Source organism: Serratia sp. OS31, from assembly GCF_014164835.1.
GTDB classification, from domain to species: domain Bacteria; phylum Pseudomonadota; class Gammaproteobacteria; order Enterobacterales; family Enterobacteriaceae; genus Serratia; species Serratia liquefaciens_A.
Genome location: NZ_JACJFQ010000007.1, coordinates 45,165 through 61,864 on the forward strand (window position 1 = coordinate 45,165; position 16,700 = coordinate 61,864).

Annotated in this window: 16 protein-coding genes; 9 read left to right on the forward strand and 7 right to left on the reverse strand. The window is 57.6% G+C overall.

Features of this window, described 5'->3' with window-relative positions; translation table 11 throughout:
• Nucleotides 1-68 precede the first annotated feature (68 nt).
• From fecA to ydfG, 4 genes are all read left to right on the forward strand, one after another.
• Entirely contained in the window at nt 69-2,399 is a 2,331-nt protein-coding gene (gene fecA, locus H5P17_RS08340; protein WP_182822302.1) for a TonB-dependent Fe(3+) dicitrate receptor FecA, read from the forward strand.
• Between the two features lie 169 nt (nt 2,400-2,568).
• Nucleotides 2,569-4,011 carry an MFS transporter gene (locus tag H5P17_RS08345; protein ID WP_182822304.1) on the forward strand — a complete coding sequence of 481 codons (1,443 nt, stop codon included), beginning with the start codon at nt 2,569-2,571 and terminating at the stop codon, nt 4,009-4,011.
• Nucleotides 4,012-4,108: 97 nt separating this feature from the next.
• Entirely contained in the window at nt 4,109-4,630 is a 522-nt protein-coding gene (locus H5P17_RS08350) for a GNAT family N-acetyltransferase (protein WP_182822306.1), read from the forward strand.
• A 177-nt stretch (nt 4,631-4,807) separates the two neighbouring features.
• Nucleotides 4,808-5,557 (forward strand): bifunctional NADP-dependent 3-hydroxy acid dehydrogenase/3-hydroxypropionate dehydrogenase YdfG, encoded by a 750-nt coding sequence (gene ydfG, locus H5P17_RS08355; protein ID WP_044550842.1) that lies wholly within the window; start codon nt 4,808-4,810, stop codon nt 5,555-5,557.
• 35 nt (nt 5,558-5,592) lie between these two features.
• Here the strand turns inward: ydfG and H5P17_RS08360 are convergent, their stop codons facing one another.
• Entirely contained in the window at nt 5,593-5,919 is a 327-nt protein-coding gene (locus H5P17_RS08360) for a YnfA family protein (protein ID WP_044550839.1), read from the reverse strand.
• A gap of 148 nt (nt 5,920-6,067) precedes the next feature.
• Here H5P17_RS08360 and H5P17_RS08365 point away from each other — a divergent pair, with 148 nt between their 5' ends.
• Nucleotides 6,068-6,436, forward strand: a complete 369-nt coding sequence (locus H5P17_RS08365) for a DUF1283 family protein (RefSeq protein WP_044550836.1) — start codon at nt 6,068-6,070, stop codon at nt 6,434-6,436.
• Nucleotides 6,437-6,524: 88 nt separating this feature from the next.
• A complete protein-coding gene (locus H5P17_RS08370; protein ID WP_182822308.1) occupies nt 6,525-6,824 on the forward strand; it encodes a DUF1161 domain-containing protein in 300 nt (99 codons plus the stop codon).
• Nucleotides 6,825-6,858: 34 nt separating this feature from the next.
• On the opposite strand, the gene H5P17_RS08375 is transcribed toward H5P17_RS08370, so the two are convergent.
• Nucleotides 6,859-8,346, reverse strand: coding sequence for an MDR family MFS transporter (locus H5P17_RS08375; RefSeq protein ID WP_182822310.1), 1,488 nt, complete (start codon nt 8,344-8,346; stop codon nt 6,859-6,861).
• Between the two features lie 275 nt (nt 8,347-8,621).
• Here H5P17_RS08375 and clcB point away from each other — a divergent pair, with 275 nt between their 5' ends.
• Entirely contained in the window at nt 8,622-9,902 is a 1,281-nt protein-coding gene (gene clcB, locus H5P17_RS08380) for a voltage-gated ClC-type chloride channel ClcB (RefSeq protein ID WP_182822312.1), read from the forward strand.
• Here the strand turns inward: clcB and bioD are convergent.
• The 3 genes from bioD to H5P17_RS08395 form a co-directional block, all read right to left on the reverse strand.
• Complete coding sequence (gene bioD / locus H5P17_RS08385; RefSeq protein WP_020826758.1) at nt 9,899-10,570, reverse strand: dethiobiotin synthase; 672 nt, start codon at nt 10,568-10,570, stop codon at nt 9,899-9,901. The two genes, clcB and bioD, sit on opposite strands and share 4 nt — an antisense overlap.
• Nucleotides 10,571-10,769: 199 nt before the next feature.
• Nucleotides 10,770-11,987, reverse strand: coding sequence for an ROK family transcriptional regulator (locus tag H5P17_RS08390; RefSeq protein ID WP_044550825.1), 1,218 nt, complete (start codon nt 11,985-11,987; stop codon nt 10,770-10,772).
• A 159-nt stretch (nt 11,988-12,146) separates the two neighbouring features.
• Nucleotides 12,147-13,037: a LysR family transcriptional regulator gene (locus tag H5P17_RS08395; protein ID WP_182822314.1), complete on the reverse strand. Its 891-nt coding sequence runs from the start codon at nt 13,035-13,037 to the stop codon at nt 12,147-12,149.
• Nucleotides 13,038-13,166: 129 nt separating this feature from the next.
• Here H5P17_RS08395 and H5P17_RS08400 point away from each other — a divergent pair, with 129 nt between their 5' ends.
• Both H5P17_RS08400 and tus read left to right on the forward strand, forming a co-directional pair.
• Nucleotides 13,167-14,432, forward strand: a complete 1,266-nt coding sequence (locus H5P17_RS08400; protein ID WP_182822461.1) for an MFS transporter — start codon at nt 13,167-13,169, stop codon at nt 14,430-14,432.
• Nucleotides 14,433-14,579: 147 nt separating this feature from the next.
• A complete protein-coding gene (gene tus / locus H5P17_RS08405) occupies nt 14,580-15,518 on the forward strand; it encodes a DNA replication terminus site-binding protein (RefSeq protein ID WP_182822316.1) in 939 nt (312 codons plus the stop codon).
• On the opposite strand, the gene H5P17_RS08410 is transcribed toward tus, so the two are convergent.
• The gene (locus tag H5P17_RS08410) at nt 15,508-15,876 is read right to left on the reverse strand and encodes a VOC family protein (protein WP_182822318.1); all 369 of its coding nucleotides are present in this window, start codon (nt 15,874-15,876) and stop codon (nt 15,508-15,510) included. The genes tus and H5P17_RS08410 overlap by 11 nt on opposite strands.
• A gap of 89 nt (nt 15,877-15,965) precedes the next feature.
• The gene (locus H5P17_RS08415) at nt 15,966-16,655 is read right to left on the reverse strand and encodes a YafY family protein (RefSeq protein WP_182822320.1); all 690 of its coding nucleotides are present in this window, start codon (nt 16,653-16,655) and stop codon (nt 15,966-15,968) included.
• Nucleotides 16,656-16,700 lie beyond the last annotated feature (45 nt).

Sequence of the window (16,700 nt, forward strand, 5' to 3'; positions counted from 1 at the left end):
CCCTTTTCCGTTTTCATCCGACTCCAGTTAAAACACTGCAGCAAAAAATAGAATAATCAGGAGAAGGTATGAACAATTTTTGGGGAAAACCGCTTCAACCGCTGGCGGTCGCCGTGGGTCTGGCATTCGCTTCACCCTTGATGGCAGCGCAGACAACACCGGTCACCGCGACCGCTTATCAGATCCCCGCAGGCGATCTGGATGGCGCGTTAAATGCCTTTGCCGCCCATACCGGCATTGCACTGTCCGTTGACGGAAGTTTGACCGCCGGCAAGCGTTCACCAGGGCTGAAAGGCAACTACGACGTTAATCAGGGACTGAACGCACTGCTGGCGGGCAGCGGCTTGCAGGCCAAGGCGTTGGGGGCTAATGGCTTTACGCTGGTCAAACAGCCGACAGTGCAGCAAGAACAAGACATCACCGTGGTCGGCGACTGGCTGGCAGAAGGCCGTCAGATTGACGTGTTCGAGCACGCCGGCGCGCGCGACGTGGTGCGCCGAGAGGAGTTTGCCAAAACCGGTGCTACCACCTTGCGAGAAGCGCTGAACCGCGTGCCGGGCGTGGTTGCCCCGGAAAATAACGGCACCGGCAGCCACGATATGGCACTCAATTTTGGCATTCGTGGTTTAAACCCACGGCTGGCCAGCCGTTCGACGGTGCTGATGGACGGCATTCCGGTGCCCTTCGCCCCTTACGGTCAACCGCAGCTGTCGCTGGCACCGGTATCCCTCGGCAATATGGATGCGGTAGACGTGGTCCGCGGCGGCGGTGCCGTACGTTATGGGCCGCAAAGCGTCGGCGGCGTAGTGAACTTTGTCACCAGGGCCATCCCGAAAACCTTCGGTATGGAAGCCGGCATGCAGGGCCAGCTTAGCCCGACCTCCCGGCAGGATCACCCCAAAGGCACCGGCAACCTGATGATCGGTGGCACCGCCGACAACGGCTTTGGCAGCGCGTTGCTTTATTCCGGCACCCGCGGCAGCGACTGGCGCGAACACAGTTCGACCAAAATCGACGACGTGATGTTGAAAAGCCGCTATGCGCCAAACGAGGTGCACACCTTTAATAGCTTATTGCAATATTACGAAGGCCAGGCCGATATGCCGGGGGGATTAAGCCGGGCGGATTACAACGCCAATCCTTTCCAGTCCACGCGTCCTTATGACAAATTCTGGGGCCGTCGCCAGTTGGCCAACTTTGGCTATCAATATCAGCCGGATCAGCAGCACAAATTCGACGTGCAGAGTTTCTACACCTATACCCTGCGCAGCGGCTATCTCGATCAGGGCAAGAACCTGACGCTTTCGCCGCGCGAGTATTGGGTCCGCGGCGTGGAGCCACGCTACAGCCAAAGCTTCCGCTGGGGCCAGTCGGCACATGAAGTCGGCGTAGGTTATCGCTACGTCAGCGAATCGACCCATGAGTTACGCTACTACAGCAAGGCCAGCAGCGGCGTATTGCCTTCAACCAGCAGCCCTTACGATCGCGATACTCAGTCCGGCACCGACGCCCACGCCTTTTACATTGACGACCGCATAGATATCGGCGACTGGACCATCACGCCGGGCATGCGCTATGAGCATATCTCTTCCTATCAGAACAACTACATCAAGAATAACCGCCTCGACGTCAGTTACAACGCCCCGCTGCCGGCGCTGAATGTCATGTACCATCTGAACGAATACTGGAACCTGTACGCCAATACCGAAGGCTCGTTCGGCACGGTGCAATACAGCCAGATGGGTAAAGCGGTCGACAGCGGCAATATCGAACCGGAAAAAGCGCGAACCTGGGAACTGGGAACCCGTTACGAAGGCGACGCGCTGCAAGGCGAAGTTGGCCTGTTCCTGATCAACTTCAATAATCAATATGACTCAAACCAGGTCACCGACAGCGTTACCGCACGTGGCAAAACGCGACACGCCGGGCTGGAAGGCAACCTGCGTTACGATCTGTCGCAGTTGACACCCAAGCTGGACGACGTGACGGTTTACGCCAGCTATGCCTATGTCGACGCCACTATCCGCGAGGAAGGCGCCTACAAAGGCAACCAGGTGCCGTTCTCGCCGAAGCATAAAGGTACGCTGGGACTGGATTACACGCCGGGCAGTTGGACGTTTAACCTCAACAGTGAATTCCAGTCCAGCCAGTTCGCCGACAATGCCAATACCGTGGCGGAAAGCGCCGACGGCAGTACCGGTCGCATTCCTGGCTATATGCTGTGGGGCCTGCGCGCCGCCTATGATTTTGGACCGGAAATGGCCGGACTGAATCTGGGCCTGGGGGTTAAAAACCTGTTTAACCACGAATATTTCACCTGCGCTTACGACGATAACAACAAGGGGCTTTACATCGGTCAGCCACGAACCCTGTATCTGCAAGGTTCGGTGAAGTTCTGATTTCCCTCTGCGGGCGCAAGCGCTGCGCCCGCTAATTATCACCCGCTCAACCTCTTTTTAACCTCAGCGCAATGCGTTATCCTCAAAAACTCTTCCGGCGTTAACATTTTTGAAACGGGGTTTCTGTCATGTCCGCATCCTGTCCGCGCTTTGCCCAGCGTGCTTTGCCATGAGTTTCTTCTCACGCGCCAGTGCGCTGCCACTGCTGGTGGCCGGCGCCTTTTTTATGGAAAACCTCGACGGGACAGTGATCGTCACCGCGATGCCGCAGATGGCGGCAGCTTTCGGCGTGCGACCGGTGGACATGAACATTGGTATTTCGGCCTATATTCTGACGCTGACGGTCTTTATTCCTGCCAGCGGCTGGATTGCCAACCGCTTTGGCGCGCGCAATATCTTCGCGGCGGCAGTGCTGATTTTTACCCTGGCATCGGTACTCTGTGCCGCCAGCGTTAACCTGCCGACGTTTACTGCCGCCCGAATTTTGCAGGGCTTCGGCGGAGCGTTGATGGTGCCGGTCGGGCGGCTGGTGGTGCTGCGCAATACCGCCAAACCCGATTTGATCAAAGCCATCGCCACCATTACCTGGCCGGGGCTGGTGGCCCCGATCCTCGGGCCACCGGTCGGGGGATTTATTACTACTTATGCCTCGTGGCACTGGATTTTTATTCTGAACGTGCCGCTGGGCATCGCCGCGCTGTGGCTTGCCTGGCGACTGATCCCTCAGGAAACGCCGCAGAAAGGCGTTCCCTTTGACGCCCTCGGCTTCGTGCTGACCGGCATTGCCTGCTTCGGCCTGATGTTCGGTTTGGATCTGATTAATCACCCGCAGCTGTCCTGGCTGGTGCCCGCGCTGTGCATTCTTGGCAGCCTGGCACTGGGGGCGCTGGCGGTTCGCCATGCCAAGCGGACGGCACACCCTTTAATCAACCTGTGGGCGATGCGGATAAAAAGTTACGCCGTCACCATTTGGGGTGGAACGCTGTTCCGCATCGCCATCGGGGCCGTGCCCTTCCTGCTGCCACTGCTGTTCCAGATTGGGTTTGGCCTTAACGCCTTCGATGCCGGGCTGTTGGTGCTGGCGGTGTTCGCCGGCAATCTGGTGATGAAGCCCTTTACCTCGGCGGTGCTGTACCGTTTTCGCTTCCGTACTACGCTGGTGGTGAATGGTTTGCTGAATGCCGCCACCATTTTCGCCTGCGCGTTGCTGACGCCGCAGACGCCGACCTGGCTGATTCTGGGGCTGCTGTTCGTCAGTGGATTGACGCGCTCCATGCAATTCACCGCGCTCAACACGCTGGCGTTTTCCGAAGTGCCACAGCCTCAGATGAACGGCGCCAATACGTTGTTTAATGTGTCGCAGCAAATGGGCAGCGGGCTGGGTATTGCCATCGGTGCGCTGGCACTGCGACTGGCGGAAATGCTGACGCCGCAGCCCACAGAGCGCATCCCATTGGTCGATTTCCAACTGGCGTTTGTGGTCATCGGCGTTATCGCGCTGTTGGCGGTGATTGACAGTTTTACACTGGATCCCAATGCCGGCAGTGAAGTCCGTCAACGAAAACCGGCGGCCGAACCCTTGCCGCTCTCGCCTCAGCGATTGCAGAAATAAGTCGCATCTGTCGCCAATCAACGTAATATCGATGATCCGCCCCGTTTCACTGGTGCGGATTTTTTGCCGTTTTGGCCTGAAAAGCGAGGTAATAATAATGATCCACAGTGACCTTTCTCAGTGCCGCGTGAACACCGACCGGTTGTTGATTGCCCCCTTTACCGCAGCAGATGCCGACGATGTTTACCAGGCGATTACCCCTACACTCACGCGCTTTATGAATTTTGAGCCTGAAGAGTCGCCGGAGGCCTTCGCCAACGTTTGGCAAACCTGGCTGCCGCTGATCCGCGAAGGTGAGGAGCTGATTTTCGTCGCCCGCCTGCGCGACAGTAAAGAGTTTGTCGGCATGGGTGGCCTGCATGACTTGCACAACACTACCCCGGAGCTGGGTATCTGGGTAAAAGAGAGCCTGCACGGTAACGGCTACGGCCGCGAAATCGTTCATGCCATGGCGGTGTGGGCCAGCGAGCGCTACCGGCCACGCCACTTTATCTATCCGGTGGCAGAACAAAATGTCCCCAGCCGTCGCATCGCCGAATCCCTGGGCGGCATAGTGGTTGGCCGGCGGGAAAACACCAAATACGACTGCGTGGTGTATCACGTACCGCCTCAGCTGTAGCTGCATTGCAGAACGGGCACTTTCAGCCCGGCTTGCATAACCCTCTGACCAAAAAACCGCCCGTCTGGCAGCAGCGATGGCGGTTTTTTTATGTGGACGCCGATAACCACTGCCACTTAAACCGGGATTATGCTAATGCTATTAGCATGTGGTTAAAAACAGTTGAGGAACAGTAGCATGATCATTTTTGTCACGGGCGCCACCTCAGGGTTTGGTGAGTCCATCACACGACGTTTTATCCGCGAAGGCCATCAGGTGATCGCCTCCGGCCGCCGTATTGAACGTCTGGAAGAATTGAAAGACGAGTTGGGCGAGGCGCTGCACATCGTCCGTCTGGACGTGCGAAACCGTGCGGCAATTCAGCAGGTGATTGATGAACTGCCTGCGGCACTGCGCCAGATTGACGTTCTGGTGAATAATGCCGGGCTGGCGTTGGGTTTGGAACCCGCGCACAAAGCCAACGCCGATGATTGGGAAACCATGATCGACACCAATGCCAAAGGCCTGGTGAACATGACCCGTGCCCTGCTGCCGGCAATGGTTGAACGCAACGTCGGCCATGTGATCAATATCGGCTCCGTGGCGGCCAACTGGCCCTATGCCGGCGGCAACGTCTACGGGGCGACCAAGGCCTTCGTCAAGCAGTTCAGCCTCGGTCTGCGCGCCGACTTGCACGGCACGCGCATCCGCGTAACCGACATTGAGCCAGGCCTGGTGGGCGGAACAGAATTTTCTAACGTGCGTTTCAAAGGTGACGACGGCAAGGTGGATAAGGTCTACGACGGCGCCAATGCGTTAACGCCGGAAGACATTGCCGAGTCGGTGTTCTGGGTGGCGACCCTGCCGGCCCACGTTAACATCAACTCACTGGAGATCATGCCAGTCAGCCAATCCTTCGCCGGATTGAATATCCACCGCGAAGCCTGATTTTATGCGGCAGGGCCAGCCCCTGCCGCCGCTTGTCAGGCCGCTCTCCAGCCGGCAACAATAATCAGCATGCCGGTCAACGCCACCCCGGCGCCCAGCCAGTCCAACGCCGACAGTTTCACCCCGTCAACCACTCGCAGCCACAGCAGTGCCGTCGCAACGTAGACCCCGCCATATGCCGCATATACGCGTCCACTTGCCGCCGGATGCAGCGTCAATAACCAAACAAACAGCATCAGGCTGGCCGCCGCCGGCAGCAAAAGCCAGGCGCTGGCGCTCTTCTTCAGCCACAGGTAAGGCAAGAAACAACCGATGATCTCGGCCAGCGCCGTGGCGAAAAATAACAGGGTGGTCTTTAACATGGAAAAGGCTTTCTCTCTGTAAAGTAAACGATGCAGTGCTTAACTGGTGCAGTCTAATGGCGCGGTGGTATATTTATCAACACGCCTGCGGGCGCGGTAAAGCCAGTGTTGCCGTTTTCAGGCCACACTAACTCATAAGGATGAAACGATGAAGACACTTTCGACCCAACGACTGCTGCGCGGGATGCTACCGGTCGCCATGCTGATGCTGATGGGCGCCTGGCAGGCACCGGCGCTGGCTGCCACCTGCACACAGGGCAGCACCTGCGTGACCGTCGACGGCAGCAACAGCGGCGCCATGGGCACCGAAGCGGCCCGCCAGAGCAAAGAGCAATTTAACGACACCAAGTCCCTGCGCCATAAGGTTAACACCCGCGTAGAGAAGGAGTTCGACAAGGTAGACAAGGCGATTGATAACGAAGACCGCTGCAACGACAGCCTGAACGTTAACGCTTACTGGGAGCCTAATACCCGTAAGTGTCTCGATCGCCAGACCGGTCGTCAGATTAATCCTTAATCTGGTCGCAGCAAGCGCCGGCGATTACCCTCTGGCGTCGTTGCTGCTATCCTGACAAAGGAAGCCCATTCTCAAAAAGGACGAATTGATGAAAAAAGCGCTTATCTTGGGTGCACTGCTGATGGCCGCTGCCCCCCTGGCCGCCCTGGCCTCGTGCGAGAGCGTGAAGGCGGATATTTCGCAGAAAATTATCAACAACGGCGTGCCGGAATCCGGCTTCAAGCTGGATATCGTGCCTAACGATCAGGTCCAACAGGCCGGCGGGCTGGTGGTGGGCCACTGCGAAAACGACACCCAGAAGATTGTCTATACTCGCCTGAGCAACGGCGATGACGGCGGTGACGCGGCCCAGACCGGCACCAGTCAAGACACCAAAAACGCACAGTAATTCTGATTCAGGGCGCTATCCGCGCCCTTTCCTTTTATGCCTGTTCCGCCTCTTCTCCTTCACCCTGCGGCCGATGCCGCGCGGGGATCAACATCGCGGCCGCCAGTGCCAACAGTGAGATGATGGCGGAGACCAAAAATACCCAATGCAGTGAGGCAGCAACCTGCTGCGTCATGTCTGCAAGCATCTCCGGCGCCATGGCGCCCCGCGTAGCCGGCTCCATCAGTTGCTGTACCGGATCGGCCGTTTGCGGCAAGCGAACCTGAAGGTTAATGTTCAGCGTCGCACCCAAAATGGCGGTGCCGATCGCCGAGCCCATCATTCGGGTAAACACCGTGCAAGCAGTGGCGATACCACGGATGCTGTGGTGCGCAGCGTTCTGGACCGAAACCAGAAACGTGGTGTTGCACAACCCCATACCGGCACCGATCATAAAGGCTGCCACTCTGCCCCATAGCAAACCGCCGCTCGGTTGCATCAGCAATAAGATCAGCCCCCCGACCACCAATAGCAGCGCGCCAAGCAGCGCCGTCGTGCGATAAGAGGTCATCAGCATCAGCCGCCCGCTGAAGGTGCTGGCCAGCGGCCAGCCAATCGACATCAGCGCCAGCGTGGTACCGGCTTCCAGCGGTGTCCCGCCCATCACGCCCTGAATAAAGGTTGGCAGGAAAGCGCTGATCCCCATCATCGCCGCACCAATCACCAGACCGCCAATATTGCCCGCCACAATCACCCGGCTTTGCCACAGCGCCAACGGGAACAATGGCTCAGGCGCACGTCGCTCCTGACGAACCAACAGCATCAACGCAACGGCCGCCAATCCCAACAGCGGCAGCACCCACCATCCAAGGTTTTCGGCCTGCAGCAGCGACAACAACAGCGCCGAAACAAACAGCGTCAGCCAGGCCGTGCCCGCCAGATCCAACGCATGCTTGCGTAGCTGCTGGTGGGAAGGCAAATAGCGGCCAAGGAAAAACATCGCCAACAGGCCAATGGGTAAATTAACCCAGAACACCAACGCCCAAGGCAGATGCTGAACAATAAACGCGCCCAACAGCGGGCCAACGATCGCCGAAACACCCCAGACGCTGGACAGATAGCCCATCACCTTCGGCCGTTCGGTGGCGCTGTAAACGTCGCCGATGATGGTGGTGGCTATCGGCATAATCGCCCCGGCCCCCAGCCCCTGCAGCAGCCGAAAACCTATCAGCCAGTACATATTGGGTGAGAAGCCGCACAGTACCGATCCCAGCAAAAATAGCGTTGCGCCAAAGAAAAATACTCGCTTGCGCCCCAGAAAATCCGCCAGCCGGCCATAAATCGGAATGGTAATGGCCTGGGCCAACAAATACACCGCAAACACCCAGCCCAACAGAGAAAACCCGCCCAGATCGCCGATAATTGTGGGCATCGCCGTGGCGACAATCGTCGCCTCAATGGCTGACATAAACATCGCCAGCATGCAGGCAATCAGGATCAACGGGCGATGAGGGAGTGGCGCTGGCGCTTCGTTATTTGTCATAGCGTGGTTACAAACCTTGAATTCTCATTTTCATCCCATTATATCAGCCCGATGAGTCGCTGCCGTTACCTCTGTCTACTTAGCTGTTTTTGCTGGCGAAAAACGCACCATTTGAACTTCAAGTGACATCGTCACAAAAAACCAAGATCTATCCCTGCCGCCCTGCCAAACCATGAAGCCTCCGCCAATTCTGCAAAGATTCACTGGCCTTCGGCTGACACGCCAAGCACAATACTCAGCTGAACCTTTCATTTTTCTCCTGATTTTACTGACGCATGAAACGATGGGTCCACCTGCACCACTATCGCGCCCTGCTGCGCCGCCTGTTTATTGCCATCTTTCTTGGTATCGCCGCTGCGTTGGTGGTTTGGCTGTTTCACCGTGCGATGCTGGGCCTGGAATGGCTGTTGCTCGACCATGAAAGCGGCAGCCTTGTTGCAGCCGCCTCCGCGTTACCGGCCTGGCGCAGAGCGCTGACCCCGGCGTTAGGCGGCCTGGCGGCAGGCACGCTGCTGTGGGTTTACCAACGCTATCAGCATCAACGACAGGTAGCGCCAACCGATTATATGGAAGCGATCGAAACCGGCGACGGGCGGCTGGACGTCAGTGCCAGCCTGGTGAAATGTCTGGCTTCGCTGCTGGTGGTCTCCAGCGGCAGCGCCATCGGGCGCGAAGGTGCGATGATCCTGCTGGCGGCGCTGGTGGGGTCCGTGTTTGCACAACGCTTCACCCACGAGAAAGAATGGAAACTGTGGGTCGCCTGCGCCGCGGCTGCCGGGATGGCCAGCGCCTACCACGCCCCGTTGGCAGGCAGCCTGTTTATTGCGGAAATCCTGTTTGGCACGCTGATGCTGGCCTCGCTGGGCCCGGTGGTGATTGCCGCCGTTTGCGCGCTGCTGGTGACCAATTTGCTTAACGGTGGTCAGGCGCCGCTGTATCTGGTTGAACCCCTGCCCGCGCCCTGGCCGGTGCAATATCTGCTGATGGCGCTACTGGGCGTATTGGCCGGCATTTGCGGCCCGCTATTTTTATGGGCGATGAACGCCACCGGCCATGCTTTCCGTTCGCTACGCCTGAAGCCCCCTTTGCAATTGGCGCTCGGCGGGTTGATCGTGGGGTTGCTTTCGCTGCTGTTTCCTGAGGTGTGGGGCAATGGCTACAGCGTGGTGCAGTCACTGCTCAGTACGCCGCCCGGCGTATTGCTGGTTGGCGCCATTCTGATCTGCAAGCTGTTGGCGGTGCTCGCCAGCAGCGGTTCCGGCGCACCCGGCGGCGTATTCACGCCGACGCTGTTTGTCGGTGCCGCACTGGGTTCGGTGGTTGGGCAACTGTGCGCCACCTGGCCGGAACTGGGCAGCGCGGTGCCGCTGCTAATGGCTCTGACCGGTATGGCCACGCTGCTGGCCGCAACCACCCACGCGCCGATCATGGCTGCGTTGATGGTGTTCGAAATGACCGGTGAATACACCCTGCTGCCGGGAATTTTGCTGGCCTGCGTGATCGCCACTACCGTTTCGCGCGGTTTGCGCTCGGTGTCGGTCTATCACAACGCCTAGCGGTTCAGCAGCGGTGAGATATCCAGGTAATGCGCCAATTCTCGCTGCTCGGCACGCGGCAGATAAGGAATTTCACCCAGCAACGGCGCAGGAATGCGCTGCTGCAACGCGTCGATGGTTTCGGCATAGTGCGCCAGCCCCGGATTGATGCGGTTTGCCACCCAACCCAGCAAAGGTAAGCCGTCATTAATGATCGACTGAGCCGTTAACAACGCATGGCTGACACAGCCCAATTTAATCCCCACCACTAAAACTACCGGCAGCTGCTCCTGCACCACCCATTCGGCATAAGGCCGCATGTCGTTCATCAGCACGCGCCAGCCGCCACTGCCCTCGACCACCACGGTATCGGCCTTGGCGGATAAATGCTGCAGTCCGCTGCTCATCACACCATAGTTGATATCGTCGGTAGGTTGCGCGTGAAACACTTCTTCCAGACAGGTGATGGGATTAATTTCCTGATATGACAGCGGCAGAGTTGAAGAGGCCTGCAGAACCAAAGCGTCTTTATTGCGAAGGCCTTCACTGGTTTCCTGACAGCGTGCGGCAACCGGCTTGTAGCCGGCCACTGAGCGGCCCTGTGCGGCAAAGGCCTGCAACAAAGCGCGAGAAACCACGGTTTTACCGACATCGGTATCCGTTCCTGTTACAAATAAACGCGTTAACATGACTTAATTGCCCCGAGATACACCGTTAACCAAAATATCGCCGGGTTTACGGCGAAAGAGTAGAACGGGGAAAAGTCTAGAGGATGCCGACAGGCACAGGCTTGAGGTAGCGCAACATTTTGTCGTTAAACGATAAGTATTCCTGATTGGTGAAAGGCGGGTCCCCATGGCGGCGCTTGAGTACCGCGGATGGCGCAACCTAGCCTTGCAACAACTGAACCAGCAATGAACCGTTGTATAGCGCCTCTTTCACCAAAGCCGCGCCGGGCATGGTGCCCTTATTGAAGAACTGGGTGGACTCCACCTGCATATGTTCGCTATAGGCCGGCAGCGATTGCTGGCGAATGCAGGAGGCAATGGCCGGGTGCAGAATTTCCGCCGCGCGGTTTAGGGGGGAACCGACCAGGATTTTTTCCGGGTTGAACAAGTTGACCATGATAGCCAGGATACGGCCTACGCTGTGGCCCACGCCAAGGATGATATCTTTGGCCAGTTGGTCGCCCGCCAGCGCTGCGTCACAAAGCGATTCGACCGTCAGCGGCATGCCGTGCAGGCTGGAACTCATCGAGGTCCCGAGGCGCGTGCGGGCGATTTCCAACATATTTTCGATACTGGCCACGGTTTCCAGACAGCCGTGGTTGCCGCAGTAACAGCGTTTGCCGTAGGGATCGACCTGAGTATGGCCAATCTCTACCACGCTGCGGCTACCGGCATGCAGCACCCGCCCCCCGGTGATGACGCCGGCGCCAACGTTATGGTCGATCACTACCTGAATGACGTTTTGACTGCCGCGTGAAGCGCCGTATAAGGCTTCGGCCATGGTCCAGGCGCTGATGTCGTGCTGCAGATAAACCGGCAGGCCGGTGCGCGTTTCCAACGCCGGCCCCAAAGGCATATCTTCCACGTCGTAAAACGGCATGCGATGCACCACGCCGGAAATCGCATCCACCATCCCCGGCAGGGTAATGGCAATGGCCGTCAACCGCTCAAGTTTGCTTTGATGGCGGATAAAGAACTGATCGACTTCCGCGAGAATTCGTTTCAGCAGGGGATCGGGATGTTCGGCGGCCAGGGGGAGCAGTTCTTCTACTACCAGCTTGCTGCTGATATCTCGCAGCGCCAGCGTAATGGTGCCACGGCTGATGCGGGCAGAAAGGTAATGCCAGGCTTCGGTGTCCAGCACCAGGCCCACCGCCGGGCGGCCTCGGCTGCCCACTTCCTGATATTCGGTTTCTTTAACCAGATGGGCTTCCAACAGCTCCCGCACGATTTTGGTGATGCTGGCGGGCGCCAGCTGTGCCCGTTTTGACAGTTCAATACGCGAAATTGGGCCCAGTTGATCGATTAACCGATAAACTGCCCCTGCATTTGTTTGCTTGATTTGATCAATATGCCCAGGCTGCCCAACAGCAATCACAAACCTGCTCCTACTATTTTTCGCGCTTCTAAATAAAGACTATCGGCTATGGTGGGGCTTTTGGAATACAGCGTCAACTATTTGATTCGTTATGTGATTTGCTGCACAAATTCACCCTGCTTTCGCTACGGATTGTGTTTTATTTACCCAGTGGAGCCCTCAGGGCAACAGTAACGCCATCAAGGATTTTGCCGCCGCCGTCAACGGCCGTTGACGATGGTGCACCAACCAAACTTCAGTCATCGCCTCCGGCTCCGCCAGCGGCAAATATTGTACGCCGTCGATTTTGACCCGGACGAAAGACGCCGGAAGAATAGAGATGCCCAGTCCGGAAGACACCAGACCAATGATGGTCATCGCCTCGCCAACTTCCTGAGTGATATAGGGCGTGATCTCCGCCTTGGCCAGCAGCGACAAAATTTCGTCATGCAACGCGGTTCCCACCTCACGCGAGAAAAACACAAAGGGTTCTTCCGCCAGATGCTGGAAACGCAAGGTACCAGAAGCCACCTGGGTTAGCGGATGCCCTTCCGGCACCACTGCCACCAGGGGCTCGCACAGCAGAAGCTGATGTTTCAGCACGTCCGGCAAGCGCGTGTTACGCATCACGCCCAGATCGAGATCGCCATTGAGCAAGGGTTCGATCTGCTGCTTGGTGTTCACTTCTCGCATCTTGATGTGCACCTGCGGGTGCTGCTGACGGAAAGCCCGCAGGCTGCGCGACACTACGCTGATGAAAGGGGCCGAAGAGGTGAAGCCAATGGTCAACTCCCCCAGTTCGCCACGCTCCAGCCGCGCCGCTTTTTCCGCGGCACGACCGACCTGATCGAGCACCTGATAGGCTTCTTTCAGGAACATCTCCCCCGCCTGAGTCAGGCTGACATTGCGGTTGTTGCGCGCCAATAACCGCGCTCCGACCATATCTTCCAGCGCCTGGATTTGTTGGCTGAGCGGCGGTTGTGAAATGCGCAGCCGTTCCGCTGCACGACCAAAATGCAACTCTTCCGCCACGGCGATAAAATAGCGCAGGTGCCTCAACTCGATATTCATACTTTAAACGTCTTAATTTGAATTATTAATATATTAGACAAAAAACTGCCCTCTCCCTATCATTTTGTTAATTCATCAAGAGCTGTGTAAGGAAAGACTGTGACAACCCCTGTGCGTTCTGCGGCCGGTATGCCGTCGACGCTGGCCGCCAACGACGATGCGGCTGCTGCGCCAAAAACCCGACGTTCCACCCTTAGCAAACTTCCCTACATCGAGCGCGGTACGCCGCAGTTTATGCGCGTCACCCTGGCGTTGTTTTCCGCCGGGCTGGCTACCTTCGCCTTGCTGTATTGCGTACAACCGATTCTGCCCGTTTTGTCGCAAGACTTTGGCATATCCCCGGCGGAAAGCAGCCTGTCGCTGTCGGTATCTACCGGGTTGCTGGCCCTGGGCCTGATGTTTACCGGCCCGCTCTCTGACGCTATCGGCCGAAAACCGGTGATGGTTGTGGCGCTGCTGCTGGCGGCAATCTGTACCCTGATTTGCGCCTTCATGACCAGTTGGCAAGGCATCCTGCTAATGCGTGCGCTGATCGGGCTTTCCCTGAGCGGCGTCGCCGCCGTTGGCATGACCTATCTGAGCGAAGAGATCCACCCCAGCTTTGTCGCCTTTTCGATGGGGCTGTATATCAGCGGGAATTCCATCGGCGGCATGAGCGGCCGATTGGTGACCGGGGTGCTGACCGACTTCTTCTCCTGGCGTGTGTCACTGGCGGTGATCGGGCTGTTCGCTCTGGCCGCCGCCTGCATGTTCTGGCGTATTTTGCCCGCTTCAAAACATTTTCGCGCCAGTTCGTTGCGCCCGCGCACCCTGCTGATCAACTTCCGTCTGCACTGGCACGATAAAGGCCTGCCGCTGCTGTTTGCCGAAGGCTTTCTGCTGATGGGCAGCTTTGTCACCATGTTCAACTATATTGGCTACCGCCTGCTGGCTGATCCTTACCACCTGAGCCAGGCGATTGTCGGCCTGTTGTCGGTGGTCTATCTGACCGGTTCATACAGTTCGCCAAAGGCCGGTGCCATGACGTCCCGCTTCGGCCGTGGGCCTGTGCTATTGGCTTCGACCCTGATTATGCTGATCGGCATCCTGATTACCGCCCTGGCCCCGGTCGCGGTGATTTTTATCGGCATGATGCTGTTCACCGCCGGTTTCTTTGCCGCCCATTCGGTTGCCAGCAGTTGGATCGGACGTCGCGCACGCCGCGCCAAGGGGCAGGCATCCTCGCTTTATTTATTCTGCTATTACGTTGGCTCCAGCGTCGCCGGGACCCTCGGCGGTGTTTTCTGGCACAGCTTCGGTTGGAATGGCGTCGTGGCATTTATCAGCGTGATGTTGTTACTCGCCCTGCTAGTCGTGCATTACCTGAAAAAACTGCCGGAAGCGGCTCGCGTTTAACCCTCCCCCCTGTACCCACGGGTGCGGGGGCCTTAACCCCTCTGGTTAGCCTGGACCACTCGGCGTCTCATTCTTCACCTTAGCCGATGTTGCCCTTCCGTTTGTCGTTCCCTTAATGTATGTTGTAACTAAAATAAGAGGTACCAGATGGATAAATACGATTTAATTGGCAGGATGAATGGTTGTTTTAACCAACTGGAACAGGCGCTGACAGCCCTCCACCAGCAGGTTTTACCGTTACGTTTGTTAGCCGGCAGGGTGTTCAGCCTGCCGGAAATCGAGAAAGGCAAAGAGCATGCGACGGTAGAACAGATTGCCGTCGAGCAGCATGTCGGCCAGGCCGCACGCGACCTGGCGCTGGAGCATTATCAGCGGTTGTTTATCCATCACAATAAACACAACGTCAGCAGCAAGGCGGCGGTACGCCTGCCCGGCGTTATTTGCCTGGCGGTAGAGCAGCCGGAATATCTGCAGATCCAGACGCAAATTAGTCTGATAAACCGGCTGAAGGCCGAGCTGGAACAGATTATTACCGTCGATTCCGGCCTGGCGCCGGAACAACGCTTTGACTTCGTCCATACCCATCTGCATGGTTTGATCACGCTCAGTGCCTACCGCAGCCTGACCCTTCTGACGGATCCGGACTCGGTGCGTTTCGGCTGGGCCAACAAGCACATTATCAAGAACGTAAAGCGCGACGATATTCTGGCGCAGCTGGAAAAGAGCCTGAAAGCCGGTCGTGCCGTACCGCCGCATAACCGTGAACAGTGGGCAGAACTGGTCACCCGTGAGATCGATGATGTCAGCCGCCTGCCCCAGCATGCGGCGCTGAAAATCAAGCGCCCCGTGAAGGTTCAACCCATTGCCCGGGTATGGTATCAGCCGCAGCAAAAACAGGTGCAGCACCCCTGCCCGCTGCCGCTGATTGCGCTATGCCAGGTGGAAAATGGCGCCCAGGTGCCGAAGATTGGCGAATTGCTCAATTACGACGCGGCGACGGTCAAACACAAATACAAACCGGACGCCAAGCCGTTGAGGTTGCTGGTCAAACGGCTCCACCTGTATACCGACGCCCCTACTCGCTGAGGCTGTAAACCCGCAGACGGTGGCCGTCAGGATCGGTGGCGACGAAGCTATGGCCGAAGTCCAGCGTTACCGGCGGCTGAATAATGTTCAGCCCCCGATCGCGCCACTGCTGATAAAGCGCATCCACCTGCTGCGGCAATTCGCACAGAAAACCGAGCTCACCACCGCCGCCGGCCGCTGTCGCACTCGGTTGGACGGTATGTTTCGACCACATCGCCAGCTTGAGGCCGTTACTCAATACAAACAGCGCAAAAGTGGGTGAAAGCTCCACCGGCTCCTGCCCCAGTAACTGACGGTAGAAAAAGGCGCTTTGTTCCGGGTTATCGACATAGAGAAGAGTCATATTTGGGGTTGTCATCGCATTAACCTTTGGGTGAGGGAACCGGTTGGCTCCCGAGACCTTAAGGCTAATCGCCCCTACTGACAGTTTTTGGCAGCAGTGTGGGATTACTGCGGAGGGATGCCCTGTGATTGATGCCACTCTTTCATCAGCAGGCGGCGACCTCGTGGATAGCGTTGCGTCAGCGGCGTAGCCAGCCGGATACGATCGAGACGAAAATGGCGGAATGACTGACGCAGTTCACACCAGGCCACCAGCATCCTCGCCTGTTCAAAATAACCGAGGGCGAAAGGCCAGAGGATACGCTCGCTTTCATTTCCGTCGTTATCGCAGTAATGCACCTCGAGCTTGCGTTCCTGGCGAATGACTTCGCGGACCAGCACCAGGGTTTCGTCCGCTACCTTGATCAGATCCAATGGGCCAATCAACAACGTGCTGGCCTCTAGCTCGTCGCGTAATGCTGCCGGCAGCACGTCGGCAATTTTCACCAGGGCATTACTTGCCGCTGCGGCCAACTGACTGTCGCCCCGGCGGCCTACCCAGCGCATGCCCAACACCAGCGCTTCAATTTCCTGCTGTGAGAACATCATCGGCGGCAGCATAAACCCCGGTCGCAGCACATACCCCACTCCCGCCTCCCCAACAATCTCGGCGCCCTGCTGTTGCAAGGTGGCGATATCGCGGTACAGCGTGCGCATGCTGATATTCATTTCCTGCGCCAACGCGTGGCCGGCAACCGGGTAGCGATGCCGTCGCAGGATCTGCATCAGATCGAGTAGACGCTCGGTGCGTGACATGCATTTTCTCCATAAAAAAGGCTTACCTCAGTAAGCCCCAGACTG